General features: G+C 72.7%; 25 protein-coding genes. 10 read left to right on the forward strand and 15 right to left on the reverse strand.

The features are described from left to right. Positions 1-49: 49 nt before the first annotated feature. The 3 genes from ACTWJ8_RS38180 to ACTWJ8_RS38190 are packed head-to-tail and all read right to left on the reverse strand — an operon-like array spanning position 50 to position 3,071. A complete protein-coding gene (locus tag ACTWJ8_RS38180) occupies positions 50-901 on the reverse strand; it encodes a carbohydrate ABC transporter permease (protein ID WP_356372331.1) in 852 nt (283 codons plus the stop codon). Further along, a complete protein-coding gene (locus ACTWJ8_RS38185) occupies positions 898-1,866 on the reverse strand; it encodes a carbohydrate ABC transporter permease (protein WP_356372329.1) in 969 nt (322 codons plus the stop codon). Before ACTWJ8_RS38185 ends, ACTWJ8_RS38180 begins: the two co-directional genes overlap by 4 nt. Next, entirely contained in the window at positions 1,863-3,071 is a 1,209-nt protein-coding gene (locus ACTWJ8_RS38190; protein WP_356372327.1) for an extracellular solute-binding protein, read from the reverse strand. The genes ACTWJ8_RS38185 and ACTWJ8_RS38190 overlap by 4 nt, the downstream gene beginning before the upstream one ends. Before the next feature lie 293 nt (positions 3,072-3,364). On the opposite strand from ACTWJ8_RS38190, the gene ACTWJ8_RS38195 reads away from it, so the two are divergent. Further along, positions 3,365-4,378 carry a LacI family DNA-binding transcriptional regulator gene (locus ACTWJ8_RS38195; RefSeq protein ID WP_356372325.1) on the forward strand — a complete coding sequence of 338 codons (1,014 nt, stop codon included), beginning with the start codon at positions 3,365-3,367 and terminating at the stop codon, positions 4,376-4,378. 7 nt (positions 4,379-4,385) lie between these two features. Here ACTWJ8_RS38195 and ACTWJ8_RS38200 read toward each other — a convergent pair whose 3' ends face one another. Next, complete coding sequence (locus ACTWJ8_RS38200) at positions 4,386-6,746, reverse strand: hypothetical protein (protein WP_443262035.1); 2,361 nt, start codon at positions 6,744-6,746, stop codon at positions 4,386-4,388. 142 nt (positions 6,747-6,888) lie between these two features. Between ACTWJ8_RS38200 and ACTWJ8_RS38205 the strand changes: the two genes are divergently transcribed. Further along, a complete protein-coding gene (locus tag ACTWJ8_RS38205; RefSeq protein WP_443262036.1) occupies positions 6,889-7,263 on the forward strand; it encodes a VOC family protein in 375 nt (124 codons plus the stop codon). On the opposite strand, the gene ACTWJ8_RS38210 is transcribed toward ACTWJ8_RS38205, so the two are convergent. The 5 genes from ACTWJ8_RS38210 to ACTWJ8_RS38230 all read right to left on the reverse strand — a co-directional run bounded on the left by ACTWJ8_RS38210 (position 7,251) and on the right by ACTWJ8_RS38230 (position 13,331). Beyond that, positions 7,251-8,732 (reverse strand): amino acid permease, encoded by a 1,482-nt coding sequence (locus ACTWJ8_RS38210; protein ID WP_443262037.1) that lies wholly within the window; start codon positions 8,730-8,732, stop codon positions 7,251-7,253. The genes ACTWJ8_RS38205 and ACTWJ8_RS38210 overlap by 13 nt on opposite strands. A 55-nt stretch (positions 8,733-8,787) precedes the next feature. Continuing rightward, a complete protein-coding gene (locus ACTWJ8_RS38215) occupies positions 8,788-9,924 on the reverse strand; it encodes an aminotransferase class V-fold PLP-dependent enzyme (RefSeq protein WP_443262038.1) in 1,137 nt (378 codons plus the stop codon). 122 nt (positions 9,925-10,046) lie between these two features. Beyond that, a complete protein-coding gene (locus ACTWJ8_RS38220) occupies positions 10,047-10,586 on the reverse strand; it encodes a helix-turn-helix domain-containing protein (RefSeq protein WP_443262039.1) in 540 nt (179 codons plus the stop codon). A 53-nt stretch (positions 10,587-10,639) separates the two neighbouring features. Beyond that, positions 10,640-12,274 (reverse strand): acyl--CoA ligase family protein, encoded by a 1,635-nt coding sequence (locus ACTWJ8_RS38225; RefSeq protein WP_443262040.1) that lies wholly within the window; start codon positions 12,272-12,274, stop codon positions 10,640-10,642. Positions 12,275-12,368: 94 nt separating this feature from the next. Next, entirely contained in the window at positions 12,369-13,331 is a 963-nt protein-coding gene (locus ACTWJ8_RS38230) for a helix-turn-helix domain-containing protein (protein WP_443262042.1), read from the reverse strand. Between the two features lie 81 nt (positions 13,332-13,412). Here ACTWJ8_RS38230 and ACTWJ8_RS38235 point away from each other — a divergent pair, with 81 nt between their 5' ends. Then, positions 13,413-14,924, forward strand: a complete 1,512-nt coding sequence (locus tag ACTWJ8_RS38235) for an alpha/beta fold hydrolase (protein ID WP_443262043.1) — start codon at positions 13,413-13,415, stop codon at positions 14,922-14,924. A 16-nt stretch (positions 14,925-14,940) separates the two neighbouring features. Here the strand turns inward: ACTWJ8_RS38235 and ACTWJ8_RS38240 are convergent, their stop codons facing one another. Beyond that, complete coding sequence (locus ACTWJ8_RS38240) at positions 14,941-15,816, reverse strand: LysR family transcriptional regulator (RefSeq protein WP_443262044.1); 876 nt, start codon at positions 15,814-15,816, stop codon at positions 14,941-14,943. Positions 15,817-15,884: 68 nt separating this feature from the next. On the opposite strand from ACTWJ8_RS38240, the gene ACTWJ8_RS38245 reads away from it, so the two are divergent. Further along, positions 15,885-16,766 carry an EamA family transporter gene (locus ACTWJ8_RS38245; protein WP_356372306.1) on the forward strand — a complete coding sequence of 294 codons (882 nt, stop codon included), beginning with the start codon at positions 15,885-15,887 and terminating at the stop codon, positions 16,764-16,766. 13 nt (positions 16,767-16,779) lie between these two features. On the opposite strand, the gene ACTWJ8_RS38250 is transcribed toward ACTWJ8_RS38245, so the two are convergent. Continuing rightward, positions 16,780-17,622: an MmyB family transcriptional regulator gene (locus ACTWJ8_RS38250; protein ID WP_443265118.1), complete on the reverse strand. Its 843-nt coding sequence runs from the start codon at positions 17,620-17,622 to the stop codon at positions 16,780-16,782. 139 nt (positions 17,623-17,761) lie between these two features. On the opposite strand from ACTWJ8_RS38250, the gene ACTWJ8_RS38255 reads away from it, so the two are divergent. Beyond that, positions 17,762-18,706, forward strand: a complete 945-nt coding sequence (locus ACTWJ8_RS38255) for an SDR family oxidoreductase (protein WP_356372304.1) — start codon at positions 17,762-17,764, stop codon at positions 18,704-18,706. Positions 18,707-18,742: 36 nt separating this feature from the next. After that, the gene (locus tag ACTWJ8_RS38260; RefSeq protein WP_356372302.1) at positions 18,743-19,660 is read left to right on the forward strand and encodes a Sir2 family NAD-dependent protein deacetylase; all 918 of its coding nucleotides are present in this window, start codon (positions 18,743-18,745) and stop codon (positions 19,658-19,660) included. Here the strand turns inward: ACTWJ8_RS38260 and ACTWJ8_RS38265 are convergent. Then, positions 19,629-20,564 (reverse strand): LysR family transcriptional regulator, encoded by a 936-nt coding sequence (locus tag ACTWJ8_RS38265; RefSeq protein WP_443262046.1) that lies wholly within the window; start codon positions 20,562-20,564, stop codon positions 19,629-19,631. The genes ACTWJ8_RS38260 and ACTWJ8_RS38265 overlap by 32 nt on opposite strands. Before the next feature lie 207 nt (positions 20,565-20,771). Between ACTWJ8_RS38265 and ACTWJ8_RS38270 the strand changes: the two genes are divergently transcribed. From ACTWJ8_RS38270 to ACTWJ8_RS38285, 4 genes are all read left to right on the forward strand, one after another. After that, positions 20,772-21,728, forward strand: coding sequence for an ABC transporter substrate-binding protein (locus tag ACTWJ8_RS38270; RefSeq protein WP_356372298.1), 957 nt, complete (start codon positions 20,772-20,774; stop codon positions 21,726-21,728). Beyond that, positions 21,725-22,597: an amino acid ABC transporter permease gene (locus tag ACTWJ8_RS38275; protein ID WP_356372296.1), complete on the forward strand. Its 873-nt coding sequence runs from the start codon at positions 21,725-21,727 to the stop codon at positions 22,595-22,597. The genes ACTWJ8_RS38270 and ACTWJ8_RS38275 overlap by 4 nt, the downstream gene beginning before the upstream one ends. Further along, positions 22,594-23,385 carry an amino acid ABC transporter ATP-binding protein gene (locus ACTWJ8_RS38280; RefSeq protein ID WP_443262047.1) on the forward strand — a complete coding sequence of 264 codons (792 nt, stop codon included), beginning with the start codon at positions 22,594-22,596 and terminating at the stop codon, positions 23,383-23,385. Before ACTWJ8_RS38275 ends, ACTWJ8_RS38280 begins: the two co-directional genes overlap by 4 nt. Before the next feature lie 67 nt (positions 23,386-23,452). After that, on the forward strand, positions 23,453-24,607 hold the full coding sequence (locus tag ACTWJ8_RS38285) for an NAD(P)/FAD-dependent oxidoreductase (protein ID WP_443262049.1): 1,155 nt from the start codon (positions 23,453-23,455) through the stop codon (positions 24,605-24,607). On the opposite strand, the gene ACTWJ8_RS38290 is transcribed toward ACTWJ8_RS38285, so the two are convergent. From ACTWJ8_RS38290 to ACTWJ8_RS38300, 3 genes are read right to left on the reverse strand one after another with little or no spacing between them, the layout of a single operon-like run. After that, positions 24,582-25,415: a phosphotransferase enzyme family protein gene (locus ACTWJ8_RS38290; RefSeq protein ID WP_443262050.1), complete on the reverse strand. Its 834-nt coding sequence runs from the start codon at positions 25,413-25,415 to the stop codon at positions 24,582-24,584. The genes ACTWJ8_RS38285 and ACTWJ8_RS38290 overlap by 26 nt on opposite strands. Continuing rightward, positions 25,402-25,878 carry a hypothetical protein gene (locus ACTWJ8_RS38295; protein ID WP_443262052.1) on the reverse strand — a complete coding sequence of 159 codons (477 nt, stop codon included), beginning with the start codon at positions 25,876-25,878 and terminating at the stop codon, positions 25,402-25,404. The genes ACTWJ8_RS38290 and ACTWJ8_RS38295 overlap by 14 nt, the downstream gene beginning before the upstream one ends. 43 nt (positions 25,879-25,921) lie before the next feature. Then, positions 25,922-26,710, reverse strand: coding sequence for an SDR family NAD(P)-dependent oxidoreductase (locus ACTWJ8_RS38300; RefSeq protein WP_443262053.1), 789 nt, complete (start codon positions 26,708-26,710; stop codon positions 25,922-25,924). Positions 26,711-26,735: the final 25 nt, after the last annotated feature.

Below are 26,735 nucleotides of genomic sequence, written 5' to 3' on the forward strand. Positions count from 1 at the left end.
GCGGACTCCGTACGTAGTCGGTAGTCGAGTGGGGATGAGGGGGGCGCGGTCAGCCCTTGACCGCGCCGTCGGTCAGGCCGGACAGCACACTGCGACGGAAGATCAGCACGAGGAGTGCGATCGGGACCGTCGCCGCCATGGCACCGGCGAAGATCGTGCCGAACGGGATCTCGTAGACACCGGAGAACAGGGCGATGCCCACCGGCACCGTCCGGAACTCGTCGGCGGAATTGAAGGTCAGGGCCATCAGGAACTCGGTCCAGGTGGCGGTGAACGTGAACACCCCGGCGGTGAACAGGGCGGGCCTGGCCTGCGGCAGGATCACCGACAGGAGCGTACGGACGGGGGACGCGCCGTCGACCGTCGCCGACTCCTCCAGCTCGTGCGGGATGTCGAGCAGCGAGTTGCGCAGGATCCACACCGCGAACGGCAGATGGAACGCCACGTACGGGACGATCAGGCCCCAGTAGCTGTTGAGCAGGCCCAGCTGCCGCTCGACCAGGTACAGCGGGGTGACCACGGCGATCGTCGGGAACACCGAGATCATCAGCAGCGCCACCATGATGGGGCCACGGCCGCGCAGCGGCAGCCTGCCCAGCGCGTACCCGGCGAACAGGCCGAGCGCCAGGACGATGACGGTGGCGCTGACGCACACCACCGCGCTGTTGAGGAGATAGCGGTCGAAGCCCGCCGAGGTCAGCGCCCGCGCGTAGTGCGCCCACGTCGGATCCTTGGGCAGCACGGTCGGCGGCGAAGCGCCCAGCTCGCCCTCCGACTTGAACGAGGTCACCGCCATCCACAGCAGCGGCAGCGACACCGCGAGGACGAGCACGAACGCCCCGATGTTCACCACGTTCAGCCACCGGCGCACCCCGGTGGCCTGTCGTCCGGCGCGGCTCATCGGCCCACACCTCCCTCGTCCACCTGCATCCTGAAGGCCCGCAGGAACAGCAGGCAGCCGATGGCCACCAGCGCCCCCGTGGCCGTGGCGATCGCCGCCCCGAGCCCGACGTTGAGGTCCTGGAACAGCGCCTTGTACCCGAGGATCGCCAGCGACTGCGTCGCCGTCCCAGGACCGCCCTGCGTGAGGACGAACGGCAGGTCGAAGATGCCGAAGGCCTGGAGGACACGGAACAGCACCGCCACCGCGATCACCGGCCGCAGCGCGGGCAGCACCACCAGACGGAACGTCGTCCAGGCACCCGCGCCGTCCATCTCGGCCGCCTCGTACCGCTCCTGAGGGATCTTCACGAGGCCGGCCAGGATGATGACGGCGACGAACGGGGTCGTCTTCCAGATGTCCGCCACCGCAAGCCCCGCGATCGCGGGCACCGGCTTGCCGAGGATCACCGGCGGCGCGTCCATCACCAGGCCGAACAGCCAGGTCACCGCCCCGTACCCGGCGTCGTACAGATACGCCCACAGCTGCGCGGACACGACGGTGATCAGCGACCACGGGATGAGGAGGAGCGCCAGGATCCAGCCGCGACCCGCCTCGAGCTTCTCGAGGAGGACCGCCACCGCGATGCCGAGCACCATCTCCACCGCCACCGTGCCCAGCGTGTAGCCGACCGTGAACACCAGAGCGTCGAGCCACGCGGAACTGGAGAACATCGTCGTGTAGTTGGCGACCGTCCACTCGTCGATCTCCATGCCACCGAAGGTGAGACGGATCTTCGCGAAGCTGGTCACCACGGAGTACAGCACCGGGAAGAGCGTCACCAGTCCCACCACGACCAGCGTCGGCGCGGTGAACAGCCATCCGGTGCGCGCCTTGCGCCGCCGCAGTCCGTCCCCGCGTCCTACGGACGGGACACCAGGTGTGTCCGACGTGGGGACCGGCCGGGTCCGCACCGGGGCCGTCACAGCGACTCCCCGGCGAGCGCCGCGGTCAGCTGGTCCTGCGCGTCGGCGACCGCGCGGGCCACCGGGACACCGGTCAGTACACGGTTGGCGTGCGTGTAGATCGCCTTGCTGACCTGCGGGTACGCCGGATTGCGGGTGGGGCGCGCGACGAGTGTCATCTCCGGCGCCAGCGCGTAGACGGGATTCTTCGAGCCGCGGATCCAGCGGCTTCGCAGCGCCTCGCGCGTGGTGGGCAACTGCGCGCCGTGCTCGGCGATGACCATCTGCCCCTCCTGGGCGATGAACTTGGCGAAGGCGGCGGCGGCGCCCAGCTTCCGGGAGTGCGGATTGAGGTAGTTGCACCAGCCGCCCAGGCATCCGAGGCCGCCCTCGCGTCCCTCGAACCCCGGCCGCAGCGCCGCGCCGATCCGCCCGGCCACCGACGAGGACTCCGGTGTGTTGGCGACACCCCACGCGTACGGCCAGTTCCGCAGGAACAGGGAGCGGCCCGCGGAGAAGTCGTCGATGGTGTTCTGCTCGATGAACGTCGACACCGCCGACGGCGAGACACCACTGGTCACCAGATCCCGCATCAGGCCAAGGGCCCGCTCGGCGGCAGGCCCCTCGAACGTGGCACGCCGTCCGTCGGCGGACAGCGCCTGCCCGCCCGCGTCGGCGAGGATCTCGGTGACGTTGCAGGTCATTCCCTCGTAGACGCTGCCCTGCCAGACGAAGCCGTGCCGGATGTCACCGGCCTTCTGGACGCGCCGCGCGGTGCGCATCAGCTCCTCCCAGGTGCGCGGCACCCGCAGCCCGTGCTTGTGCAGCAGATCGCGCCGGTAGTAGAGGTACGGCTGGTCCTGGTAGAGCGGGAAGGCGTACCGGTGGCCCTCGTAGCCGAGCGAGGTGAGCAGCGCCTTGGGATAACGCTGCCACTCGTCCTCGTCAAGCAGCGACTCCACCGGCAGCGCGAAGGACGCGGCGCCGAACTGGGCGGCCCACGTGAGGTCGCCCTGGTACACATCCGGACTGGCGCTGCCCGACGCCAACTGCGTGGACAACGCCGAGCGCTGGGTGTCCGTACTGGCGGGCGCCTTGATGATGTTCACCGAGATCTGCGGGTACCGCTTGCGAAAAGCGCTGATCAGGCGGGGTGCCAGATCGCCGCCGTCCTTCGCGGCGATCGAGCTGTACCACCAGTCGATGGTGGTCTCCCGGCGCGGCACCCGCCGGGCCTCTGCGGGATCGGGGGGCGTGGCCGAGGCCCGGGAACACGCCGGGACGAGCGGGGCCCCGGCGGCGAAACCCAGGGCGGACAAGGTTCTTCTGCGGCTCAATGTCATGGGGGAGGTGCTCCTGCCGAAGGGGGCGGCCGGACCGAAGCTGACAACTTCCTGAGAACGCTTGCACGCTAGGCAGCGCCCCGCACCAAGGTCAATGGGTCTGCACAGCCCCGAGTTGAAGACAGCGCTTTCACGGGTCTTGCCTCGGCACGTCACGGCTGTGCTACGTTCCCGCCATGCCGATATCCGAACAGCGCTACCCGACGATGGCCGACGTGGCCGAGCGGGCCGGGGTGTCGGTGTCCACCGTCTCGCGCACGCTGCGCGGCATGTCGACCGTGTCGCCCGACGCCCGGAAGCGTGTCGAACAGGCCGCCCGTGAGCTGGAGTTCGTGGTCTCGCGGCAGGCGTCCTCGCTCGTGACGGGGCGCACCGGCAACGTCGCGGTGCTCGCGCCGACGCTCTCCTCCTGGTTCGTCGGCTGCGTGCTCCAAGGCCTGAGCAGCCAGTTGCGCGCCGCGGGGCTCGACCTGCTGATCTACCCCGTCGCCGAACTCGCCGAGCGGGAGGCCTTCTTCGAGCGGCTCCCCGCCCGGCGCAACGCCGACGCGCTGATGGTGCTCAGCTTCGACCTCACCGATGAGGAGACGGCCCGCCTCGACCGGCTCGGCATGCCGGTCGTGTACGTCAGCCGCAAGGTGGAGGGCCGTCCCAGCGTCTACGTCGACGACGTCGCGGGCGGCAGGACCGCCACCCGGCACCTGCTCACGCTCGGCCACCGCCGCATCGCGTACCTCTGCGGCAGCCGCAGCGCCGGATTCACGTACAGCTCGCGCCAGCGCCGCACCGGCTGCCTCGACGCGCTCGCGGCGGCCGGGACCGAACCCGCGCTCGTCCGCGAGGTGGCCACGGGCAGGCGCGCCACGCTGGAGGCCATCGGCGAACTGACCACGCTCGCCGATCCGCCCACGGCCGTCTTCGCCGAGACCGACGAACTGGCCCTCGAACTCCTCACCGCCCTGCGCGAGGCCCGGATCGAGGTCCCCGAGCAGCTCTCCGTGGTGGGCTTCGACGACCATCCGGTCGCGGAGTGGGCCCGCCTGACCACCGTGGCGCAGGACCCGGTGGGCCTGGGCACGGTGGCCGGCGACCTCGTCACCGGACTGATCGCGGACCCGGACGTCGACCAGGCCCCGCACCGGGAGCTGCCGCTGCGGCTGATCCCGAGGGCGTCGACGGTGGCTCGCTGACCCGCCCTCAGAGGTGCGGCCCGTCCAGCCGCGCCAGGACGCCGAGCAGCGCGTCCCGCTCCGCGTCGATGCGCGGATCCGCGCGATGACTCGTGTGCCCCTCCAACTGCCGGAAGACGGGCTGGTGCGGCCCGCGGTCCGTCTGCTGCGCGGCGACGGCCTCCGGGTCGGGCGGCGGCGGATCGTACGGGTCGGTGGCGTCGTGCCACACCACGTCACGGACGCCCGGCACACCGATGTCACCGGCCAGCGGGTCGGTGTCCCTGCGCACGTTGGTCCACGCGGCGAGCGAGTCGGCGAGCGGCGCGATCCGCTCGTGGACCGCGTACGCCGGGTAGTGCCCGGTGAAGAACAAGGTGAGCGGGCAGCCCGTGGTGAGCAGCGCGACGCGGCGGCGGTGCTCGGGCGGTGTCTGCCACAGCGCGAACACGGCGAGCACCGAGCCGAGCGAATTGGCCTGGAGCAGCAGCCGGTCGCGCGGATCGCGGGACAGCAAGTGGTCGATCCGCTGGACGAGTTCGGGCACCGCCCGCACCGTCCAGGCGGTGGGCGCGAACGGATGCGCGGAGCGCGGCCAGAACGCGCCGAACGCCCAGGCGAGCCCGGCGTTCTCCCGGGCGTCCCTGCGGATCGCGATGGACCGTGCGGTGAACAGCAGCACGGCGATCATCGCGACGAGGAACACCCCCGCCAGGGACACCATGAACTGCACGAGGGTCGTCACCCGCGCCCGGAACTCCACCGCGACGGCGTTCTCCCACTCCTGCACGAGATAGAGCCCCGCGAGGACCAGGACGAAGGCGACGGCGGCCACCCCGAACAGCACGTCGACCGCCTTCGGGCCGTGGTCGGTGAGCCGCCGGGCGAGGCGGATGCGGCCCTCGCGGTCGAGCTCCTCGCGCAGATTCGTCCGCCGCTGCTCGGACACCGGATCACCGGCCCGCCGCCGCTCCGCCCGGTACCGCGCCCGCAGCACCCACTGTCGCTTGAACGGGCCCGTGCCGGGCGGGATGTCGGGCCAGGCGTCGAGCAGCGCCATGGGCCGCAGATACCAGCGCAGGGCCGCCACGAGCGGCGCCGCGAGCGCGACGAGCGCGAGACCGAGCAGCAGCACCGTGGTGCACGCCGCCACGACTTTCAGCGCGGCCTGCGGGAGCAGCAGCTCCGCACCGTCGGGCGCGCTCGCGCTGTGCAGCCACCCCCGCGCCCACAATGCCAGGGCCGACGCGCAGATCCACCCCAGCAGGCACCCCATCAGCGCGGTCACGGGCCCCGAAAGGCCGTACAGCGCGTGCGTGCGCCGCCGGCCGCTCCGCAGTGGCGGCACGGCCGACAACGCGGTGAGCGCGACGCCACCGAACTGCGCCCCGAGCAGCGCCCCCGACGCGGGACTCAGCCCCGGCAGCCGCCCCGTCGTCGCCCACCGCGGCCCCGGCATCAGGCAGTACAGCACCGCCCACACCAGCACGAGCAGACAGCCGGTCACCATGACGACCTGCATCCGGCGCAGCCGCCAGGGCCCGGTGCCCACCAGCGTCCACGCCCCGAGCGCCCCGATGACGACGAACAGGACGACGGCCATCGCCTGATCGCCGCCCTGCGACGCGGGCGGCATCGCCGTCAGCACCGCCAACGTCAGTACCCCGGCGCACAGATGACGGCTCATCAGCCCCTCGGCCCGGGTGTTGCGCTGCCAGTACGCGTACACCTCCAGCGGCGCCGACTGCCCGTTCGGCGGCGGGAGCAGCAGCCGCCGCCACAGGGAGGGCCGCGGGCCCTGCGACGGTATCCGCGCGGGGTCCTGCCACACCGTCCCGTACTCGCGGCGCTCGTCGCCGGCCGCCCACGCCGCGAGGAAGAGACCCACCAGCGGAACGGTCATCGCCACCAGCAGCCCGGTGGGCACCGACATGTCACGGACGGCGGCCACGACATCGTTCCCGGACGAGCACAGCTCCACGGACGAGCGGCACTGCCACACGAGCTGATCCATCGTCACCTGCGCGAGCCCGCCCACCAGCAGCACCGTCATGGACAGCCCGAGCAGCCGCACCCCGAACCCGTACATCAGGCTGAGCGGCCGCCCCGTCGGACGGTGGGGCCGCATCCACCCCGCCACGTTCACCAGCAGGAACGGCAGCAGGAACAGCCACAGCGACCGCATCGCCCCACCGGACGTGAGCGCCGCCCAGTCGTACACCTCACGCTGCACACCCGCCCGCTGCCCGCCCCCGGCGATCCGCCCCCGGTACACCCCGGCCTGCCGGTCCCCACTGACCCGCCCCACCCGGTCCGGCAGCAGCACCTCACCCCGATCGAGCGCCCCGACCCCCGGCACGACGAGCTCGTACACCTTGCCTTCCCCCATGGGCACACAGGGTGACAGGGGCCGGGTGGCGGGGGACATACGACGTTCGTACGAGCGCGTGCCCGCGATGATGGCGAAGGGACGACCGGTCCCGCGCACGCCCCGGTGAGGACGTGCGAGTCACCGCCTGAGAGGAAGACCGATGCAGATCACCGCCCTCGTCGTCGACGCCGAGGACCCCGAGCGGCTCGCCGCGTTCTGGTCCGAGCTGCTCGACCGGCCGATCGAGAGTCGCACGGGCCCGTACATCTGGCTGCGCCGGGAAGGCGGCCTGGTGTTCGGGTTCCAGCGCAATCCGCGCCCCACCCCGGGCAAGGACCGGATGCACATCGACCTGACCTCGCCCGACCTCGCCGCCGAACAGCGGCGCGTGGAGGCGCTCGGTGGGCGGCGGCTCGAGGAGTACGACGCGGGTGGGTTCCTGGTGATGGCGGACCCCGAGGGCAACGAGTTCTGCATCCTGCCGGAGGGTGACATCGACCTCGACGACGAGGGCCGCGCCCACTACCTGGACTGATCCGCCGCCGCCCGCGCGCCCGGCCCGGACGCCTCCGCCGCCGTACTGTCCGGCAGCTCGGCGGCCGTCTCGTACCGCCGCGCCCCGAACCGGTACACGAGCGCGAGAACCGCGAAGAACGGCAGGCCCGCCTTCCACGCGTCCTCCAGGCCCTCGATGAACACCGTGGAGACGAGGATCGCCGCGAGGGCGAGCGCCGCCGCGACCGTGGTGAAGGGCGCGCCGCGCAGTCGCGCGGGGGCGACCGGCAGAGCGTGCCGCGTGCGGTGGCGGCGGAACGCCAGGTGCGAGGCCAGGATCAGGATCCACACCACCAGCGCGCCGAACACGGAGATGCCGAACAGCAGGATGTACGCGGTGTCCTCGGAGTGCACCGACAGCAGCGCCGCCACCCCCAGACCGAGGCCGGACACCGCGAGGGCGCGATGCGGGACACCACGCGCGCCGACGCGCGCGAACAGCCGCGGCGCGTGCCGGTCCACCGCCAGCGAGTGGATCATCCGGGTCGCCAGATACGTATTGGCGTTGGCGCTCGACAGGGCCGCGGTCAGCACGACGAAGTTCATGACTCCGGCCGCGCCCGGGATCCCCGCCACGTCGAAGAGCTGCACGAACGGGCTCGCCGTGACATCGCCGCCCCGCGCGGTCCGCGTCCACGGCACGACGGTGACGACCACCGCCATCGCCAGGACGTAGAACAGTGCGAGCCGCACCACCATCCGGCGGGCCGCGCGCGGGATGTCACGGACCGGGTTCTCGGACTCGGCCGCCGTCACCGCGATGATCTCGGTGCCGATGTAGCTGAAGATGACGAAGACGAACGCGGTGGCGAGGCCGCTCACACCGTGCGGAAGCAGCCCGCCGTGCTCCGACAGGTTCGCGGTGCCGACGGCCGCGTGCCCCGGCAGACCCAGAAACACGTACGCGCAGCCCAGCAGCACGAACACACCGATCGCGGTGATCTTGACGGTGGAGAACCAGTACTCGAGGCGCCCGAACACCCCGACGCTCAGCGCGTTCGCCGCCAGCAGGAGCAGCGAGAACACCACCACCGGAAGCCAGAGCGGCAGTTCGGGCCACCAGAACCGCACGTAGATCCCCGCCGCGATCACCTCGCCGCCGATCGCGATCACCTGGATCGTCCAGTACGTCCAGCGGATCACGAAGCCCGCGAGCGGGCCCAGGTAGTGGCGGGCGATGCTGCCGAAGGAGCCGGCGGCCGGGTGCACGGACGTCATCTCTGCGAGCGCCCACCCGATCACCAGGGCGATCAGCGCGCAGAGCACGTACGCCACCACGGTCGCGGGGCCCGCCGCCGAGATCGCGAGGCTCGAACCGAGGAACAGGCCGGTGCCGATGGCGCCGCCGAGCCCCATCATGCTGAGCTGACGGCCGGTCAGGGACCGTTTCAGACCGTGGTCCTGGGGTGGGGGAGAGGTTGCGCTGCCGGTGCCGGCGTCGTCGGGCATGTCACTCGCTCCGTGGTGGGTGCGGTGTTCCTGGACGTGCTGCGTGGCTGCTTGGCTACTGCGCGCGGATGTCGTCGAGCGCGGTGACCAGCGCGTCGATGTCAGCGAGGGTGTTGTAGTAGTGGAAGGAGACGCGGAGCAGGGTGCCGCGGGGGCTCGTCACGATGCGGCGCTCCGCGAGCGCGGCGGCCGTCGCGTCGGGGGCCGGGTCGGCGATCGCCACCTGCGGGCCGCGCAGTTCGGGGTCGGCGGGGGAGGCGAGGGTCTCGCCGCGCTCGGCCAGGCGGGCGTGGGCGTACGCGGTCAGCTCCCGGACGTGCGCCTCGACGTCCTTCGCGTCGACCTCCGCCAGCGTGCGAAGACCGGCCGCCGCGGCGTACGCGGAGGGGATCGACGGCGTGCCGGTCTCGAAACGCCGCGCCGTGTCGGGGAAGTCGAGCGTGCGCGGATCGAAGCCGAACGGGTCGACCCGGCCGAACCACCCGGTGAGCTGCGGAGCCACCTCGTCCCGCACCCCGCCGCGCACGTACAGGAACGCGATGCCCGGCACCCCGAGCAGATACTTCAGTGCCCCGCACACCAGGTAGTCGCAGTCCAACTGTCGTACGTCGACGGGGAGCACGCCGAGGCCCTGGTAGGCGTCGACGAACACCCGCGCGCCCGCGGCCCGCGCCGCCCCGACGGTCTCGGCGACCGGGAGCCGGACGCCGTTGCGGTACGAGACGAGCGGGATCGAGACGAGGTTCGTGGACGCGTCGACGGCATCGGCGTACGCGCGGGCCGGGACGACTCCGTCCTCGTCCGGCACATGGCACACCCGGGCGCCCCGCCGCTCCTGCGCGAGCCAGACGTGCGCGACCGACGGGAATTCCATGTCCGTGGTCACCAGGCCCGGGCGTCGCGACCAGTCCAGCGTGGACGCCACCTGGTACGCGCCCTCGGACGCGCAGCTCACCACCGCGATCTCGTCCGCGGTGGCACCGATGTGCGCGGCGAACGCGGCGCGCGCGGCGTCCACCCGCTCCATCCACGCGGCCCACGGCGCGCCGTGGCTGCGCATGGACCACTGGAACTCCTGGAGCGCCGCGAGCATGTGCTCGGACGCGGCTCCCTGGCTGCAACTGGCCAGGTGGACGGTGTCCTTGAGGGAGGGGAACCGGTCGCGGAAGCGTTCGGGGGCGTCGATGGGCACGCGGTGACTCGCCTTCAATCCCGATGAACGTGTTCAGTGCGGGTGATCGAATCAGTCGGGCCCTCGCCGCGTCAATGGGTGTGCCGTATCGGTGACTTGGCGGCCTCGGTGACGTGGCGGCGTCAGCGGCTCGGCGGTGTGACGCTCACCAGGAAGCGGGCCGGCTCCTCGCCCTCGTTCACGTACCGGTGCGGGACGCGGGAGTCGAACGTGCAGCTGTCGCCGGGCCCCAGCTCGTAGCGCCCGTCGCCCGCCTCGACGACGAGGCTGCCGGTCAGGAGCAGCACGCACTCCTCCGACGGGTGGCTGTAACGCGCCTCCGACGACGCGCCGCCCGGCTCCAGCGTGCCCTCCAGGACCTCGAGCCGCGCCGACCCGGCGGACACCCGCGTGTACTCGATGCCGCCCTGCGGGGACCGCACCTGGATCCGGCGCTCGCGCCGCACCACCGCGACCTCGTCCTCCGCCTCCTCCTGCCGGAACAGGTCGAACAGCGGAAGTCCGAGCGCGGCCGAGAGCCGGCGCAGCGTCTCCAGGCTGGGGTCGGTGAGCCCGCGCTCGACCTGGCTGACGAGTCCGGTCGACACACCGGCCCGTTCGGCCAGCTCCCGCACCGTCAGCTTCCGGGCCTTGCGCACCTCGCGTATCCGATTGCCGATCACGGGGCCGAGGTTAGACCAGATCAGGCGGCGACCGGTCGACAGGCGGGCGGGATTCAGTGGATGCGGCGCTCCGCCCCCGCCCACGCCTTCTCGCGCAGCACGTACTTCTGGATCTTTCCGGTCGAGGTCTTGGGCAGCTCGCCGAACGTCACGGTCTTCGGCGCCTTGAACCGGGCGAGGCGCGTGCGGACGTGGTCGATGATCTCCGTGTCGGTGGCCGACGCGTCGGCGCGCAGGGTCACGTACGCCGCCGGTACCTCGCCCCAGCGCTCGTCGGGGACCGCGATGACTGCGGCTTCGAGGACCGCGGGGTGGTCCATGATGGCCTGCTCGACCTCGACCGACGCGATGTTCTCGCCGCCCGAGACGATGACGTCCTTCGAGCGGTCGCGCAGTTCCACATAGCCGTCGGGGTGCACGACGCCGATGTCGCCGGTGCGGAACCAGCCGTCGGGCGCGGTCGCCGCGGTCGCCTCCGGATCGTGGAGATAGCCGAGCATGACGTTGTTGCCGCGCAGCGCGATCTGACCGGTCGTCGTGCCGTCCGCGGGCACGTCGGTGCCGTCCTCGGCGATGACGCGGGCGGTGCACGAGATCATGTTGCCGACGCCCTGCCGGGCCTTGAGACGGGCCTGCGCGACGCCGTCGAGTGAGTCCCACTCGGGCCGCCAGTCGCACAGCATCGCCGGGCCGTACGTCTCCGTGAGCCCATAGAGGTGGGTCACGTCGAAGCCCAACTCGTCCATGCGGCGCAGGATCGCGGGGGAGGGCGGGGCGCCGCCGGTCGCCATCCGGATGGTGCGGCCCTGCGGCAGCGGGGCGGCCTCCGGGGCGTAGGCGATCATCGAGAGGACCGTCGGCGCGCCGTTCAGGTGGGTCACGCCCTCCTCGCGGATCAGCCGCCACACTTCGGTGGGGTCGGGCTTCGGCAGGCACACATGGGTGCCCGCCGCCGCGGTCACCGCCCACGGGAACGTCCAGCCGTTGCAGTGGAACATCGGCAGCGTCCACAGATGCACCGACGACGGCGTCAGACCGGTGTGCCCCACCATCGCCACCGCTTGCAGATAGGCGCCTCTGTGGTGGTACATCACCCCCTTGGGGCGGCCGGTCGTCCCCGACGTGTAGTTGACGGCGAGCAGCCCGCGCTCGTCCGCCGGCGTGCGGTGCAGCGGGGTGGCGCCGGCCAGCAGCGATTCGTACTCCGTGCCTGTACGGATCCGGTGCGGCGGCGCGTCCAGGCGGGCCAGCGCGTCCTCCACCAGGACGTCGAACGACGCGTCGTGGATCAGCACCGCCGCCCGCGAGTGCTCCAGGATGTACGCGACCTCGGCCGCCGCCAGCCGCGTGTTCACCGCCACCAGCGGCACGCCCGCCCACGGCACCCCGAAGTGCGCCTCCAGGAGCACGTGCGTGTTCGGCGCGAGCACCGCCACCGGCCGCCCGTCCGCCAACGGCGCGAGGCCGCCCGCCAGTCGGGTGCAGCGCTCCCGCAACTCGGCGTACGTCCACCGCCGTTCACCGTCGACGACACCGATCCGGTCGCCGTGCGCCGCCGCCGCGCGGTCGAGGTACGCGGTCGGGGTGAGCGGCTCGTACGAGAGGGCGTCGAGGGGGTCGGGGGAGTCGGGGGCATCACGGGTGGCGCGGGCGTCTGGCGCAGAGGTGGCGGCGTGGTCGTCCGACATGCGTCCTCCTTGACGGAGCGTGGCGTCCTCCCCGGCGGGAGTCGGCCCTTCCCTACCCGCTCCGGTGCTCGTCAAGCAGTGGCGGACGCCTGCGTCAGGCCGCCGCCCGTTCCCCTTCCAGCGCCGCGAGCAGCCAGTCGTGTGCCGTGCCCGGAGTCGGCTCCGGGACCCCGCCCTCCGGCGTCGTCAGCTCCGCCACCAGGTCCCAGTAGTGGTCGAGCCGCGGGTCGGCCGCGAGCTGCCGCGCCAGACCGCCGCGGAATCCGGGGGTGTCACGGGCCCCGACCACCCTCGCGTACGTCGCCACGAAGCAGTCGAGCGCGTCGCCCGGCGCCGGATCCTCGCCCGCGCGTATGTGGTGCCCCGCCAGCTCGTACGACTCCGCCAACCCCGCGTACAGCACGGCCGATTCGCGCGCGCCCGCCGAGGCGTGCGCGGCGGGCTGCGTCGGGCCCGCGTCCGGTGTGCACGGCCGGGACACCAGCGCGCACAGCCGCGCGAACGCGAGCACCTGCGCCGGGGACGGGGCGTCCGGCGGGGTCGGAACGGCCGCGTCGAGGAAGGCGGTGCGCGACGCGGCCGGCATCCGCGGCGGCAGCCAGGCCCGCCAGAATCTCGCCAGCGGGGCCGTGCTCGGCGGTGTGTCGAGCGCGCCGACGAGCCGCAGCCGGTCCGCCCGCTCGTCCGGCCGGCACTCCTGGACGAGCCGCAGCGCCGCCTCCTGCCAGCGCAGCGCGCTCAGCCGGGAACCGAGCGTGCGCAGCTGCCCCGCGACGGCGTCCTCCAGCGCCCCGTCCGCCCCCGCCCGCTCGTCGACGATCCGCCGCACCTCGGGGACCGGCAGACCGAGTCCGCGCAGCGAACGGATCAGGCGCAGCCGGTCAAGGGCCTCCGCGCCGTATCTCCGGTGCCCACCCGTGCTGCGGGCGCGCTCGGGCAGCAGGCCGCTGTCGGAGTAGAAGCGGACGGTCTTCACCGTCGTGCCCGCGTGCTCGGCGAGCTCACCGATGCTCCACAGGCCGACGGCGGACTCGGGCCGGTCGGACGACGCTGTCACTTGAACCTCCCTCAGGGGGAGTTCCTAACGTACCTCCCGCCACTGACAAGCCACTGAAAAGCCCTGACGGAGGACGTGGAGATGACCGAGTTCGTACTGGTGCCGGGCCTGTTCACAGGGCCGGACGCGTGGCGGGAGACGGCCGGGAAGCTGACGGCCGAGGGCGCTCGGGTCCAGGTGGTGGACCTCGGGCCCGCCCGCGACCTGGAGGCGCACATCGCCCGCGTCGTGGCGGCCGTCGACGCCCTCGTGGAAGGACGGGACGGCGCGGGCCGCGACGTCGTGCTCGTCGGGCACGACTACGGCGCGTATCCGGCGGTGGGCGCCGCGGACCGCAGGCCGGAGCGCGTCGCCCGGATCGTGTACCTCGACGCCGGTCTGGTGCAGGACGGCGCCGCGCCGCTCGCCGCCGTGCCCGACCAGCAGGTGCGCGAACACCTCGCCGATTCGGGCGACACCGAGGGCGCCGTTCCCGCGCCCGCCCGCGACGCGTGGCAGCGCTGGGGCAGCACATCGGGCCTGACCGACGAGGCGCTCGACCGCCTCACCGCGCACGCCGTGCCCCAGCCGCACGGCACCCTGCTGCACCCGCTGCGCCTGACCGGCGCCGCCGCCGACCTGCCCACCACCGGGGTGTTCTGCGCGGACAACGGCGCCACCATCGACACCGTCCGCATGCTGCTCCGCTTCGGCGACCCGGCGATCAAGGCCCTGACCAGGCCCGACGTCACCTTCTTCGAACTGCCCACCGGGCACTGGCCGATGCTGTCCTGCCCGGAACGGCTCGCCGACGCGCTCCTCGCCGCGGCGGCGGGCGAAGGCACCCGCCTCGAACCATTGGCGCAGGACGCTGAGCCGACCGAGTCCGGATACCTGCGCCCGTTCCTCCTCGACGTGCCGGAAGTGCCGCGCGAACGGCACGGCGCCATCGACCTCTACGTACCTGAGGACGCCTCCGACGCGGGGCCGCGCCCGGCGGTCGTGATCGTGCACGGCGGCCCGGTGCCGGAGGACGCCAGGCCGACGCCGCGCGACTGGCCGACGCTCGTCGGATACGCCCGACTCGCCGCGTCCCGCGGCGCGATCGGCGTCACCTTCGACCACCGGCTGCACGCGGTCACCGCCTATCCGACGGCCGCCGAGGACGTGGCCGCCGCGGTGGACCGGGTGCGCGCCGATCCGCGCGTCGACGCCGACCGGATCGCCCTGTGGTTCTTCTCCGGCGGCGGACCGCTGACGGCGCCATGGCTGAGCGGGGCACCGGAGTGGCTGCGCTGCGTCGCCGCCAGCTACCCGATCATGGCGCCACTGCCCAACTGGGGTGTCGACGACCCCCGGTTCCGGCCCGCGGACGTCGTGGCAGGAGGCGGGACGCCGCCGTTCGTCCTGATCCGGGTCGGCCAGGAGGCCTCCGCCGTCGCGGCGACGGTGGCCCGGTTCGTCGAGGCGGCCGAGACCGGTGGCGCGCCGATCGAGATCGTCGACGTACCGGACGCGCCGCACGCCTTCGAGGGCCTCGACCACAGCGACGCCGCGCGGGAAGCGGTGGGGGAGGCGATGGACCGGGTCCTGGCCCACTTGCTGCGGGACTGACCGCTGGCGGGCGGCTTCAGGCGCCGTACAGCTCGCTCAGCAGCGCGATCGCCGCGTGCGTACTGGGATGCGGCTCCCGCTCGTCCCAGATCACCCGCACCGGCACCGGATCCGCGCCCGACACCGGCCGGTAGACGACACCCTCGCGGCGGTACTGGGCGAGGGTGGCCTGCGGCGTGACGCCCACGCAGCGGCCCGTGGCGATCGCGGCGAGCCAGTCGTCGACGTCGGCGGTGTACGCGATGTCGCCGTGCGGATCGCCCGGCCACAGGTCGGCGGTGGTCGTACCGGTGCGCCGGTCGACGGCGACGGTGCGCTCCCGGATGTCGGCGAGCGGGATGCGGCGGCGCCTGGCCCACGGGTCGTCGGTGGCCATCACGACGTAGCGGGGTTCGTGGCCGACCACGGCGGCGGCGTACCGGCGGCGCAGATCGGCCCGGTGGCGTACGACGGCGAGATCGCAGACCGCCTCTGCGAGGCCGCCCGTGGGGCTGTTGTGCCGCACCAACTGCAGCTCGACGTCCGGGTACCGCTGGTGCCAGCGGCGCTGGAACTCGGTGGTGTGCCGGCCGAACGCTCCCCAGGCATGCCCGATCCGCAGTCGCGCGTGCCCGGTCGTGGCCTCGCGCACCAGGTTCTCCGCCTCGGCCAGCAGCTGGCGCGCGCGGTGCACGACCCGCACACCCGTGACCGTCGGTGTGACGGCACGGCTCGTACGGTGCAGGAGGCGCACCCCGAGGACCGTCTCCAGCGCGTGCAGGGTGCGCGACACCGACGCCTGGGACACACCGAGTTGGATCGCCGCGTCCGTGAAGCTGCCCGTGTCGACGATCGCCAGCAGGCAGCGCAGATGCCGCAGCTCGAGACCGGCGACTCCGCTTCCCTCATCCATACGTCAAGCGTATGCGAGGAGCACAATATGCATTTTGCGTATCGACGGTCCGGGTCGAATCTCGCACCATGGCGACGACGACAACCCCCTCACCCCGCACCGCCGCCCCCGGCGCCGCCTCGCGCGCCGGAGGCGTCGGACTCATGCTCGGCAGCGGCCTGTCGAACCAGATCGGCGCGTCCCTCGGCGCGCTCGCCTTCCCCGTCATCGGGCCCACGGGCGTGGTGGCCGTACGCCAATGGGTCGCCGCCGCCGTCCTGTTGACGGCGGGCCGGCCACGGCTCAGGGCCTTCACCGCGGCGCAGTGGCGCCCGGTCCTGGCCCTCGCGGCGGTCTTCGCCACGATGAACCTGACGCTGTACCTGGCCGTCGACCGGATCGGCCTCGGCCTCGCCGTCACCCTCGAATTCCTCGGCCCGCTCACCGTCGCCCTCGCCGGCACGCGCCGCCGCGTCGACCTGCTCTGCGCCCTCGCCGCCGCCTCGGCCGTCGTCGTGCTCACCCGGCCGCGGCCGAGCACGGACTACCTCGGCATCGCCCTCGCCCTCGTCGCGGCGGTCTGCTGGGGCTGCTACATCCTGCTCAACCGGTCCGTCGGCCACCGCCTGCCAGGGCTCCAGGGCTCCGCCGCCGCGGCCGCCGTCTCCGGCCTCCTCTACCTCCCGATCGGCGTCACCACCCTGTACCTGCACCCGCCGACGCCCACGGCCCTGCTCTGCGCCCTGGCCGCGGGCGTCCTGTCCTCGGCGGTCCCGTTCCTCTCCGACCTCCTGGCGCTGCGCCGCGTACCGCCCCGCTTCTTCGGTGTCTTCATGAGCGTCAACCCGGTCTTCGCCGCCCTCGTCGGCTCGGTGGTCCTCCACCAGCACCTCGACCCGCTCGCCTGGTCGGCCATCACGACGATCGTCGCGGCGAACGCGGTGGCGGTGGGGACGGCGGGCAGGCGGTGAGCAGGACCGCGGGTCAGGACAGCGCCTGGGCCCCGATCACCGACAGGAGGCGCAGCTTCTCGTGGCTCTCGGTGCCGGGGACGGCCGTGTAGACGAGAAGCAGGTGCGACTGGGAGGGGTCGACGAGCGTCTGGCACGTCAGTTCCAGCGGGCCGACCTCGGGGTGGACGAAGCGCTTCACCTCGCGGGGGCGGACGCCGATCTCGTGGTCGGCCCACACCCGGCGGAACTCCTCGCTGCGCGCGAGCAGCAGGTCGGCGTAGTGGGCCGCCCGGGAGCCAGGGCCCCGCAGCGTGGCCACCCCGCGCAGGCCCGAGACGAACATGCGGGTCAGGAAGGCATGCTCGGACGGATCGTAGAGGTCGCGCGTGGCCGGGTCCGTGAACCAGCGGTACCCGATGCTGCGGGCCGGTCCCGTGTGCGCGGTCTGATCGCCGGTGAGGGCGACGCCGAGCGGGGTCTGGCGCAGGGTCTCGCCGAGCTCCGTGACGATCTCCGCGGGGGTGTCGTGCAGGCGGTCGAGGACGCGGAGCAGTCCGGGGCCGATGTGCTCGCTGTCCGCGCCGCGCGGCGGCGGGGTGTGTCCGGCGAGCCGGAACAGGTGGTCGCGCTCGTCGAGGGAGAGGTGCAGGCCCAGCGCGATGGCGGCGATCATCTGCTCGGAGGGGTGCGGGCCGCGCTCCCGCTCCAGGCGCGCGTAGTAGTCGGTCGACATGTGGCACAGCGCGGCGACCTCCTCCCTGCGCAGACCGGTCGTCCTGCGGCGGCGCCCGCGCGGCAGGCCCACGTCCTCCGGCTGCAACGACTCCCGCCGCCGCCGCAGGAACTCCGCGAGCCCCGCCCGGTCGATCACCACTCGTGCCTCCGCCACCGCTCGCCGTCGGTCCACTCACCTGATGTGCCCCTTTCTACCGTCCCCGCACCCGCGCAACCACGGATCGACAGTCCCCCCTTCAGCGCTTGCCGCGGCCCGCGCGCCGTCCGAAGCTCGGGACATGCCACGCACACCCATCGACATCACCGTCCCCGACCTGTCAGGACGCCGCGCCGTCGTCACCGGGGCCAGCGACGGCATCGGGCTCGGCCTCGCCACGAGGCTCGCCGCGGCCGGCGCCGAGGTGCTGCTGCCCGTACGCAACCCGCGCAAGGGAGAGGCCGCGCTCGCCGCCATCCGCGAGAAGGCCCCGCAGGCGCACGTGTCGCTGCGCGAGCTCGACCTGTCCTCGCTCGCCTCCGTCGCCGCCCTCGGCGACACCCTGCGCGCGGAGGGGCTGCCCATCCACCTGCTGATCAACAACGCGGGCGTCATGACCCCGCCCGACCGGCAGACCACCGCCGACGGCTTCGAGCTGCAATTCGGCACCAACCACCTCGGCCACTTCGCGCTCGTCGCCCACCTGCTGCCGCTGCTGCGCGAGGGCCGAGCCCGGGTCACCTCGCAGGTCAGCGTCGCCGCGAACCAGGGCGCCATCAACTGGGACGACCTCAACTGGGAACGCTCGTACGACGGCATGAAGGCCTACAGCCAGTCGAAGATCGCGTTCGGCCTCTTCGGCCTCGAACTCGACCGCCGCAGCCGCGCCCACGACTGGGGCATCACCAGCAACCTCTCCCACCCCGGAGTCGCCCCGACGAACCTGCTCGCCGCCCGCCCCGAGGTCGGCCGCGCCAAGGACACCCTGGGCGTGCGCCTGATCAGGACGCTGTCCGCCCGCGGCATCGTCGTCGGCACGGTCCACACCGCCCAGCTCCCCGCCCTCTACGCCGCCACCTCCCCGGACGCCGAACGCGGGAAGTTCTACGGTCCGCGCGGCATCGCCCACATGGGAGGACCGCCGGGGGAGCAGAAGCTGTACTCCCGGCTGCGCGGCACTGACGAGGCGCGCCGCGTCTGGCAGGTGTCCGAGGAGCTGACGAAGGCCGTCTTCCCTGCCGAGTGAGCCGGCGTGGGCGCGTGGCGCCGTAAGCTGGCACGCATGCGTACCCGACCCACCCTGACCTGGGAACCGTCCGGTGACCATCCGCCCGCCACGACCGATCTGCGGCCCGTCGTCGAGGCCGTGCGGGCGGGCGGCGTCGTGGTCCTGAGCGGGGCCGGGCTCTCCACGGAGTCGGGCATCCCGGACTACCGGGGCGAGCACGGCTCGCTGCGCAGGCGGCACATCCCGATGACGTACCAGGAGTTCACCGGCAGCGAGTACGCCCGGCAGCGGTACTGGGCGCGCAGTCAGCTGGGCTGGCGGGCGATGATCCGCGCCCGGCCGAACGCCGGGCACCGGGCCGTCGCCGAGCTGTCCGCCGCAGGCCTGGTCACCGGCGTGATCACGCAGAACGTCGACGGCCTCCAGCAGGCCGCGGGCGTCGCGGACGTCGTCGAGCTGCACGGCAGCCTCAGCCGCGTCGTGTGCCTGCACTGCCGGGCCGTCTCCGACCGCGCCGACCTCGACCGGCGGCTGCGCGAGGTCAACCCGCAGTTCGAGGCGCAGGCCGAGCGGCACCGCTCCGCGCGCGTCAACCCGGACGGCGACGTGGAACTCCCCGACGAGGCGGTCCGCGCATTCACGGTGGTTCCGTGCGCGGCCTGCGGGACCGGGGTGCTCAAGCCGGACGTCGTCTTCTTCGGCGAGAACGTGCCGCCCGAGCGCGTCGACCTGTGCCGCGGACTCGTCGCGGGCGCGTCCTCGCTGCTGGTCCTCGGCTCGTCCCTGACGGTCATGTCGGGGCTGCGCTTCGTCCGCCAGGCCGCCGACGCCGGCACCCCCGTCCTGATCGTCAACAACCAGCCCACCCGCGGCGACCGCTGGGCCGTACGCATCGAGCTCCCCCTCGGCGAGGCCCTCCCGTCCGTGGTGTCGGCCGCCCTCACACCGCCGTCGGCAGAGTCGACCGCGTGACACGCCGAGCGATGGGCTCGGCCGCGGCCCGCAGCATCCCGACGGCCTGGTCGAGGAACGGATTCGGGTCGGCGGTACGGCGCAGCGCGAACACCCGTCGTACGTGCGAGGGGTCCGCGAGCCGGATCACGTGCACGTCGTGCGACTCGGTGAGCGCGAGATCGGGCACCATCGCCACGCCGAGCCCTCGGCGCACCAGCTCGTAGGGCAGGTTGTAGTCGTTCGTGCGGAAGACGACCTCCGGGCTGAACCCGGCCTCCGCGCAGATGTGGAAGAGGGAGCGCGCCGCGTCCATGCCCTGGCGGTAGCAGATCCAGTGCTCGTCGCGCAGATCGGCGATCCGGATCCGGCGCCGGTGGGACAGCCGGTGCCCGGTCGGCACCAGCACGTACATCGGCTCCTCCAGGATCAGCGTCAGCTCCAGGTCGGCGGGCCAGTTGTGCGGCACCGTGCCGTACTCGAAGACCACCGCGAGGTCGAGCCGCCCGTCCGCGACGGCGGGCGCGGTCGTCTGCGGATCGCCCTCCTCGTAGCGCACGTCGACGTGCGGGCGGTCCCGCAGGAACTCGGCCAGCACCGCGGGGACGAGCCGGAACCCCGCCGACCAGAAGCTGCCCAGGTGCAGCCGGCCGCGCTCGGCCGCGGCGAACGACCGCATCTCGTCCTCCGCCGCCTCCAGTTCGGCGAGCAGCCGCGCCGCCCGCCGGGCCAGCTGGGTGCCGGCCGCCGTGGGCCGTACGCTGCGGGCCGAACGCTCGAAGAGGGGGACGCCGAGGGTCTTCTCGACGGTCGAGATCTGCTGCGAGATCGCCGACGGCGTGTAACCGAGCCGCTTGGCCGTGGTCCGCAGCGAACCCGTCGCGACGACATCACGGACGGCCTGAAGCTGGATCGGGGTCAGCATCAGCGGAACTTAACAGCGCCCGCGAGGTGTGCGCCAGAGGTGTCTCGACCATCGGCCCAGGTGAACACGGGCGACGCCGGAACGCCGTGCATCAGCTGAACTGAACACCACGTCAGCAAAGACTCACTCTGCCTCATCTTGTCGCGGGCCGGGACCGTGCCGCAGATTGATGCCCTGCCCGAACGAGACCCGAAAGGGGGACGACGCATGCACGCATGTCTTCGGCGTCCGACGAGGAGACCCGCTCCCACGAGGAGCCGCGGCCCGGCGCGCAGGCCCACCGTCGCCGTCCTCACCGCTGCGCTCGTCGCGCTGGTGCCGCTCGCCGCGGGCTGCGGCGGCGCCACGGCGGCCGACAAGTCCGCCATCGCCCCGCAGAAGGCCGACCCGAAGCTGCGCGCCCTGCTCCCCGAGCGGATCAGGAAGGCGGGGACGCTGCGGTCGGCGGCCGGCAGCGACTACCCGCCGCTGGTCATGCTCGGCATGGACAACAAGACCCTCGTCGGCGTCGAACCCGACCTCATGAACGCCATCGGTCAAGTCCTCGGCCTGAAGGTCGAGTTCAGCAAGGCCAGCTTCGAATCCATCATCGGCGGTGTGCAGGCCCGCCGCTACGACGTGGCGATCCAGGCCATGTTGGACAAGCCCGAACGGCAGCGGCAGGTCACCTTCGTCGACTACTTCCGCACCAGCACCTCGATCCTCGTCGACGGCAGGGACGCCGGGAAGGTGTCGTCCCTGGACGACCTCTGCGGCAAGTCGGCCGCCGTGGAACAGGGCACCGCGCAGGTCGACGACGCGAAGACACAGAGCAAGAAGTGTCTCGCCGCGGGCAGGCCACGCGTCGAGGGACTCGTCTTCCCCAACTCGATGGCCTGCTTCCAGGCGCTGTCCACCGGCCGGGCCGACGCGTTCATCGGCGGCACACCCACTGTCGCGTACCAGGCCGAACAGTCCAGCGGCCGCATGAAGCGGGTCGGGAAGCCGTACCGGCCGCTGCCCTACGGGATCCTCGTCGGCAAGGACGACAAGGCGCTGGTCGAGGCCGTCCAAGGTGCCCTCCAGAAGCTCATCGACACCGGGGTGTACCGCACCATCCTCAAGCACTGGAAGGTCCAGTCCGGCGCCCTGGACCGCGCCGCCGTGAACGGAGGCACCGCGTGACCACCCCTCAGCTCTCGCTGCCGGACAAGACCGGCTCGGCAGCCCACGAGATCAAGGCCGTTCCGCTGCGCAGGCCGGGCCGCTGGGCCGCCACCGCCGTCCTCGCGTTCGCCGTCGTCTTCCTCGTCGAAGGATGGGCGGGCAACCCGCGCATGAAGTGGGGCACCGTCGGCGACTTCCTCTTCGCGCCCGTCGTCATGGAGGGCCTCGCCACCACCCTGTGGCTGACCGTCCTCGCCATGGCCGTCGGCATCGTCGGCGGCATCGTCCTCGCCGTGCTGCGCATGTCGGACAACCCGCTGCTCTCCTGGCTGAGCGGCGCGTACATCTGGGTGTTCCGCGGCACGCCCCTCCTCGTCCAACTCCTGTTCTGGTACTTCCTCTCCGCGATCGTCCCGCGCATCGGGATCGGTGTCCCGTGGGGGCCCACGTTCGTCTCCTTCGACACGAACACCCTGATCACGCAGCTCACCGCGGCCGTCCTCGGCCTCGGCCTGCACGAGGCCGCGTACATGGCGGAGATCGTCCGCGCGGGCATCGGCTCCGTCGACCCCGGACAGCACGAGGCGGCCCACGCCCTCGGCATGACCCGCCGTCAGACACTGCGCCGCATCGTCCTCCCGCAGGCGCTGCGCACCATCGTGCCGCCGACCGGCAACCAGGTCATCTCCATGCTGAAGACGACCTCCCTCGTCTTCGCCATCGCCGTGCCCGAACTGCTCACGTCGATCCAGGGCATCTACTCCCGCAACTTCCAGCAGGTGCCGCTGCTCACCGTCGCCTGCGTCTGGTACCTCGTGGCGACGTCCGTGCTCAACGTCGGCCAGCACTTCCTGGAACGCCGTTACAACAAGGGGGCCCGCGCATGACCGCCAAAGCCGCGCCGACGACGACACACACCACGGTCGTCCGGGCCGAAGGCGTCCACAAGAGCTACGGGCCGGTGGAGGTGCTCAAGGGCATCGATCTGGAGGTGGCCCCCGGCGAGGTCATGTGTCTCGTCGGGCCCTCCGGATCCGGCAAGTCCACGTTCCTGCGCTGCATCAACCACCTGGAGACCGTCGACGCCGGACGCCTCTACGTCCGTGACGAACTGGTCGGCTACGAGGAGCGGGGCGGCCGGCTCCACGTATTGCGGGATACCGACATCGCCCGGCAGCGGCGCGGCGTCGGCATGGTGTTCCAGCGGTTCAACCTCTTCCCGCACATGACGGCCCTGGAGAACATCACCGAGGCGCCGGTCCAGGTGAAGAAGGAGCCCAAGGCGGAGGCCCGCAGGCACGCCGAGGAACTCCTCGAACGGGTCGGCCTCGCCGACAAGGCGCACCACTACCCCTCGCAGCTCTCCGGCGGCCAGCAGCAGCGCGTCGCCATCGCCCGTGCCCTGGCCATGCGCCCCGAACTGATGCTGTTCGACGAGCCGACGTCCGCGCTCGACCCCGAACTCGTCGGCGAGGTGCTCGACGTCATGCGCGGCCTGGCCCGCGACGGCATGACGATGATCGTCGTCACCCACGAGATGGGCTTCGCCCGCGAAGTGGGCGACACCCTCGTGTTCATGGACGGCGGAGTCGTCGTCGAATCCGGCACGCCCGCCGATGTCCTGGGCGCGCCGCGGCACGAGCGCACCCGCGCCTTCCTGAGCAAGGTGCTCTGACCTCTCGCACCGCCCGGTGCGCCGGCCCGACGCGCCCGCACGGAACCCCACACCTCAAGGAATCCGCATGTCTCGCATCATCGTCCTCGGCGCCGGCGTCCTCGGCGCCTCCACCGCCTACCACCTCGCCCGCGCGGGCGCCGACGTCACGGTCCTGGAGGCGGCGGGCCCGGCGTCGGGGACATCGAGCGCCACCTTCTCCATCGACGTCACCCACCTGAAGACACCACACGACTACTACCTCCTCAACCGGCAGGGCTCCGACGGCCACCTCGCCCTCGCCGCCGAACTCGAAGGACTCCCGTGGCGCCACCCGGCGCCGCTCGTCCAGTGGTCCGACACCGACGAGGGCCATCAGGCGCTGCGCGAACGCGCCCTGCGGGTACGGGAATGGGGCCACACCTGCGAGTTCGCCCCGGCCACCGCACTCCGCGACCTGGCCCCCGCTGCCGACCCGGCCTCCTGCACCGCCGACGAGATCGTGGTCCACGAACGGGCGGCCTGGTACGACGCGCCACGCTTCGTCCGCGCCCTCCTCGACGGAGCGGCCCGCCTCGGCGCCACCGTCCACTACGGGGTGCGCGCCACCGGCCTGCTGCGGTCGGCGGAGGGCCGGGTCACCGGCGTACGGGCGGGGGAGCGGACCTGGACCGCGGACAAAGTCGTCAACTGCGCGGGCCCGTACGCCGACCGGATTGCCGCACTCGCCGACGCCCGGCTCCCGATGGAACGGATACCGGGCCTGGTGGGAGAGAGCACCCCGGTTCCCGAGGCGGGGCTCGGCGCCATCCTCGCGGCGCCGGGGGTCGACCTGCGCCCGGCGCCCGACGCGCGCGTCGTGTCCATCTCCTGGCCCGTCGACGCGCTCCTCGCCGACGGCACCACGGACCTCACCTCCCTCGCCGCCGACCTGCACGGCCGGGGCGAGAAGGTCCTCCCCGCGCTGACAGCGGCCCGCTCGGCGGGCGCCAGGGTCGGGCTGCGCCCCGTCCCGCTCGACGGTCTCCCGCTGGCCGGTGAACTCCCCTCAGCGCCCGGCCTCTACCACCTCGTGTCGCACAGCGCGGTGAACCTGGCCCCGGCCCTCGGCCGACTCGCGGCCCAGGAACTCACCACGGGCACCCCGACGCCGGAACTGTCCCCCTACCGCCCCGACCGCGCGACGGACTCCCCGGTCCGGGACGAGAGCCTCCAGGTCATGAGCGGCCACGCCGCCCGCTGAGCCTGGCGAGCCACTCCCTGCCCATCCTCCGCCCGTCCGGGAACCGGTCGTCGCGGTCCCAGCGCCATGTCGTGACGATGGCCAGCACGAGGGTGCGGCAGGCATGGAGCAGGTCGTCGTCGACGCCCGGGTAGTGGTCGGCGACCTCGTCGGGGGCGTGGGCCAGGTCGAACTCGACCGGCCCGCGGCACACCGTCTCCAGGTCGACGAAGAGCGGACCGGCATCCTTCGTGGCCAGTACGTTGCCGGGGTGCGGCTCGCCGTGCAGCAGCTGCTCGTCCGCGCCGTACCCGCCGACCCGCTGCCCCAGCCGCCGCAGCGTATCGCTCAGCAACTCCCGGTCCGCCGCGGCGAGGTCCGGGGTGCGGGCGGTGTCCGCCAGCAGGGACTGCGCCTGCGCGACGCGGTCGGTGAAGTGCGGTGCGGGGAAGGCGAGTCGGCGCAGGGAGGCGTGGAGGTCCGCGAGGGCCTCCGCGTAGTCGGACGCCGGGAGGGGAGTGCCGGACGGCGCGTGGTACGTCCACAGCGTGATGGCGAACCCGTCGCGCTCGTACACCCTCCGCCCCACCTCCGGCGCGGGCGCCGCCACCGGCGCCCCGACCTCGACGAGCCGCCGCGCGAGCCCGAGCTCGAACTCCGCCACCTGATCGTCGACCGGCGCGACCCGCGCCAGAACGTCGCACAGCAGCAGCCGCAGAGTCAGCTTGTTGGAGTCGTGCAGGACGACGGTGTCGTCTGCCCCGAGCCCGAGCGAGCCCGCGACCCGGCACGCCGCCCGCACGGCCCGCTCGGCGTCAGAGGGACGCACGCTGGTGGATCCGGGTGATGGCGCGGAGCACGTCGTCGCGGTGGCGCGCCTGCTTGACCCAGGTCGGGAGGCGCGCCACGAGGGTCATCCGGGGGCCCGTCTCGTACCAGGGCGCCCGCTCGCGCAGCGACGCCCCGACGAAGCGGCGCACCAGGTCGAGGTGTGCGTGGTTGTACGCCCACAGCCAGCCGTGCCGCGTCTCGGTCCGGAGCCACAACGGGGCATCGAAGTACGGGTCCGTCGCGGGGTGTGCCGTCCCGCGGTGGAGGCGGACGCGGCGCCCGGCCCACGTGCGGGACAGGCCGCATCGGCCGCACACCAAGCGGCGCGGAGCGAACAGTGACCGTTCGGTGTCCGGTGCTGTCACCACTCGGGCGGCGCCGCTGCAGCCGGGACAGCGGACCAGGATCGGGTCGAGGAAGTCGTACGCGGTGCTGTGCGGGTCGCGGAAGCGGGTGGGCATGGCGGGAGTATGGGGCCGACGGGCGGTGTGGCGCATCCGGGTTTCAGACCGTGTAGCCGCCGTCGACCGACAGATGCTGGCCCGTGATGAAACCGGCTCGTTCGGACGACAGGAAGGCGACCGCCTCCGCGATGTCCTGGGCGGTGCCGAAGCGGCGCAGGGGGATGTTGCGGCGCGTCACCTGGAGCGCGGAGTCGTCGAGTTCGCCGTCCGCGATGAGGCGGGCGGCGATGCCGTCGGTGAGCATGCCGGGGCCCACGCAGTTGAAGCGCACGCCGTAGCGGCCCTCCTCGGCGGCGAGTGCTCGGACCACCGCCTCGACCGCGCCCTTCGCGCCGGAGGACAGGCCGTCGCGGACCGGGTAGCGGCGGGTGGCCGCCGTGGTGACCGCCACGACGTTCCCCGCGCTCTCGCGGAGGGGCGCGAGGGCGGGGTGGACCAGGTGGTAGAAGGCAAGCGCGTCCGTGTGGAGCTGTTCCCGGTACCGCGAAGGCGGCACCTGGCTCAGGTGTGTCATCGGGACGTGCGGACCCGCCGCGTACACCAGTGTGTGGAGCGCGCCGAACCGGTCCACCGTCGACCCGATCGCGCCCGTCGCGCTGACCTCGTCCGTGAGGTCCGACTGCACCGACTCCACCTGGGCTCCCTCCGCCCGGAGTTCGGCGGTGAGCGCGTCGGCGGCATCCCGGTTCGAGCGGTACGTGAACAGGACCGTGGCCCCGCGCCGGGCCAGCGTCCGTACCACCGCCGCACCGATCCCGCCGGTGCCGCCCGCGACGAGCGCCGCGCCCTTGCGGGAGCCGAAGTCCTGTTCCGTGGTCGTGGCCGTCACCTGGGTAACCCCTTCGCCGGTCGGT

The sequence above is a fragment of the Streptomyces sp. SDT5-1 genome, assembly GCF_052245995.1.
Classification (GTDB): Bacteria; Actinomycetota; Actinomycetes; order Streptomycetales; family Streptomycetaceae; genus Streptomyces.

Coding starts and splice junctions, on each gene's coding strand:
- ACTWJ8_RS38180 (WP_356372331.1), bottom strand. CDS start 901: ATGAGCCGCGCCGGACGACAGGCCACCGGGGTGCGCCGGTGGCTGAAC.
- ACTWJ8_RS38195 (WP_356372325.1), top strand. CDS start 3,365: ATGCCGATATCCGAACAGCGCTACCCGACGATGGCCGACGTGGCCGAG.
- ACTWJ8_RS38200 (WP_443262035.1), bottom strand. CDS start 6,746: ATGGGGGAAGGCAAGGTGTACGAGCTCGTCGTGCCGGGGGTCGGGGCG.
- ACTWJ8_RS38205 (WP_443262036.1), top strand. CDS start 6,889: ATGCAGATCACCGCCCTCGTCGTCGACGCCGAGGACCCCGAGCGGCTC.
- ACTWJ8_RS38210 (WP_443262037.1), bottom strand. CDS start 8,732: ATGCCCGACGACGCCGGCACCGGCAGCGCAACCTCTCCCCCACCCCAG.
- ACTWJ8_RS38225 (WP_443262040.1), bottom strand. CDS start 12,274: ATGTCGGACGACCACGCCGCCACCTCTGCGCCAGACGCCCGCGCCACC.
- ACTWJ8_RS38235 (WP_443262043.1), top strand. CDS start 13,413: ATGACCGAGTTCGTACTGGTGCCGGGCCTGTTCACAGGGCCGGACGCG.
- ACTWJ8_RS38240 (WP_443262044.1), bottom strand. CDS start 15,816: ATGGATGAGGGAAGCGGAGTCGCCGGTCTCGAGCTGCGGCATCTGCGC.
- ACTWJ8_RS38245 (WP_356372306.1), top strand. CDS start 15,885: ATGGCGACGACGACAACCCCCTCACCCCGCACCGCCGCCCCCGGCGCC.
- ACTWJ8_RS38255 (WP_356372304.1), top strand. CDS start 17,762: ATGCCACGCACACCCATCGACATCACCGTCCCCGACCTGTCAGGACGC.
- ACTWJ8_RS38260 (WP_356372302.1), top strand. CDS start 18,743: ATGCGTACCCGACCCACCCTGACCTGGGAACCGTCCGGTGACCATCCG.
- ACTWJ8_RS38265 (WP_443262046.1), bottom strand. CDS start 20,564: ATGCTGACCCCGATCCAGCTTCAGGCCGTCCGTGATGTCGTCGCGACG.
- ACTWJ8_RS38270 (WP_356372298.1), top strand. CDS start 20,772: ATGCACGCATGTCTTCGGCGTCCGACGAGGAGACCCGCTCCCACGAGG.
- ACTWJ8_RS38280 (WP_443262047.1), top strand. CDS start 22,594: ATGACCGCCAAAGCCGCGCCGACGACGACACACACCACGGTCGTCCGG.
- ACTWJ8_RS38285 (WP_443262049.1), top strand. CDS start 23,453: ATGTCTCGCATCATCGTCCTCGGCGCCGGCGTCCTCGGCGCCTCCACC.
- ACTWJ8_RS38295 (WP_443262052.1), bottom strand. CDS start 25,878: ATGCCCACCCGCTTCCGCGACCCGCACAGCACCGCGTACGACTTCCTC.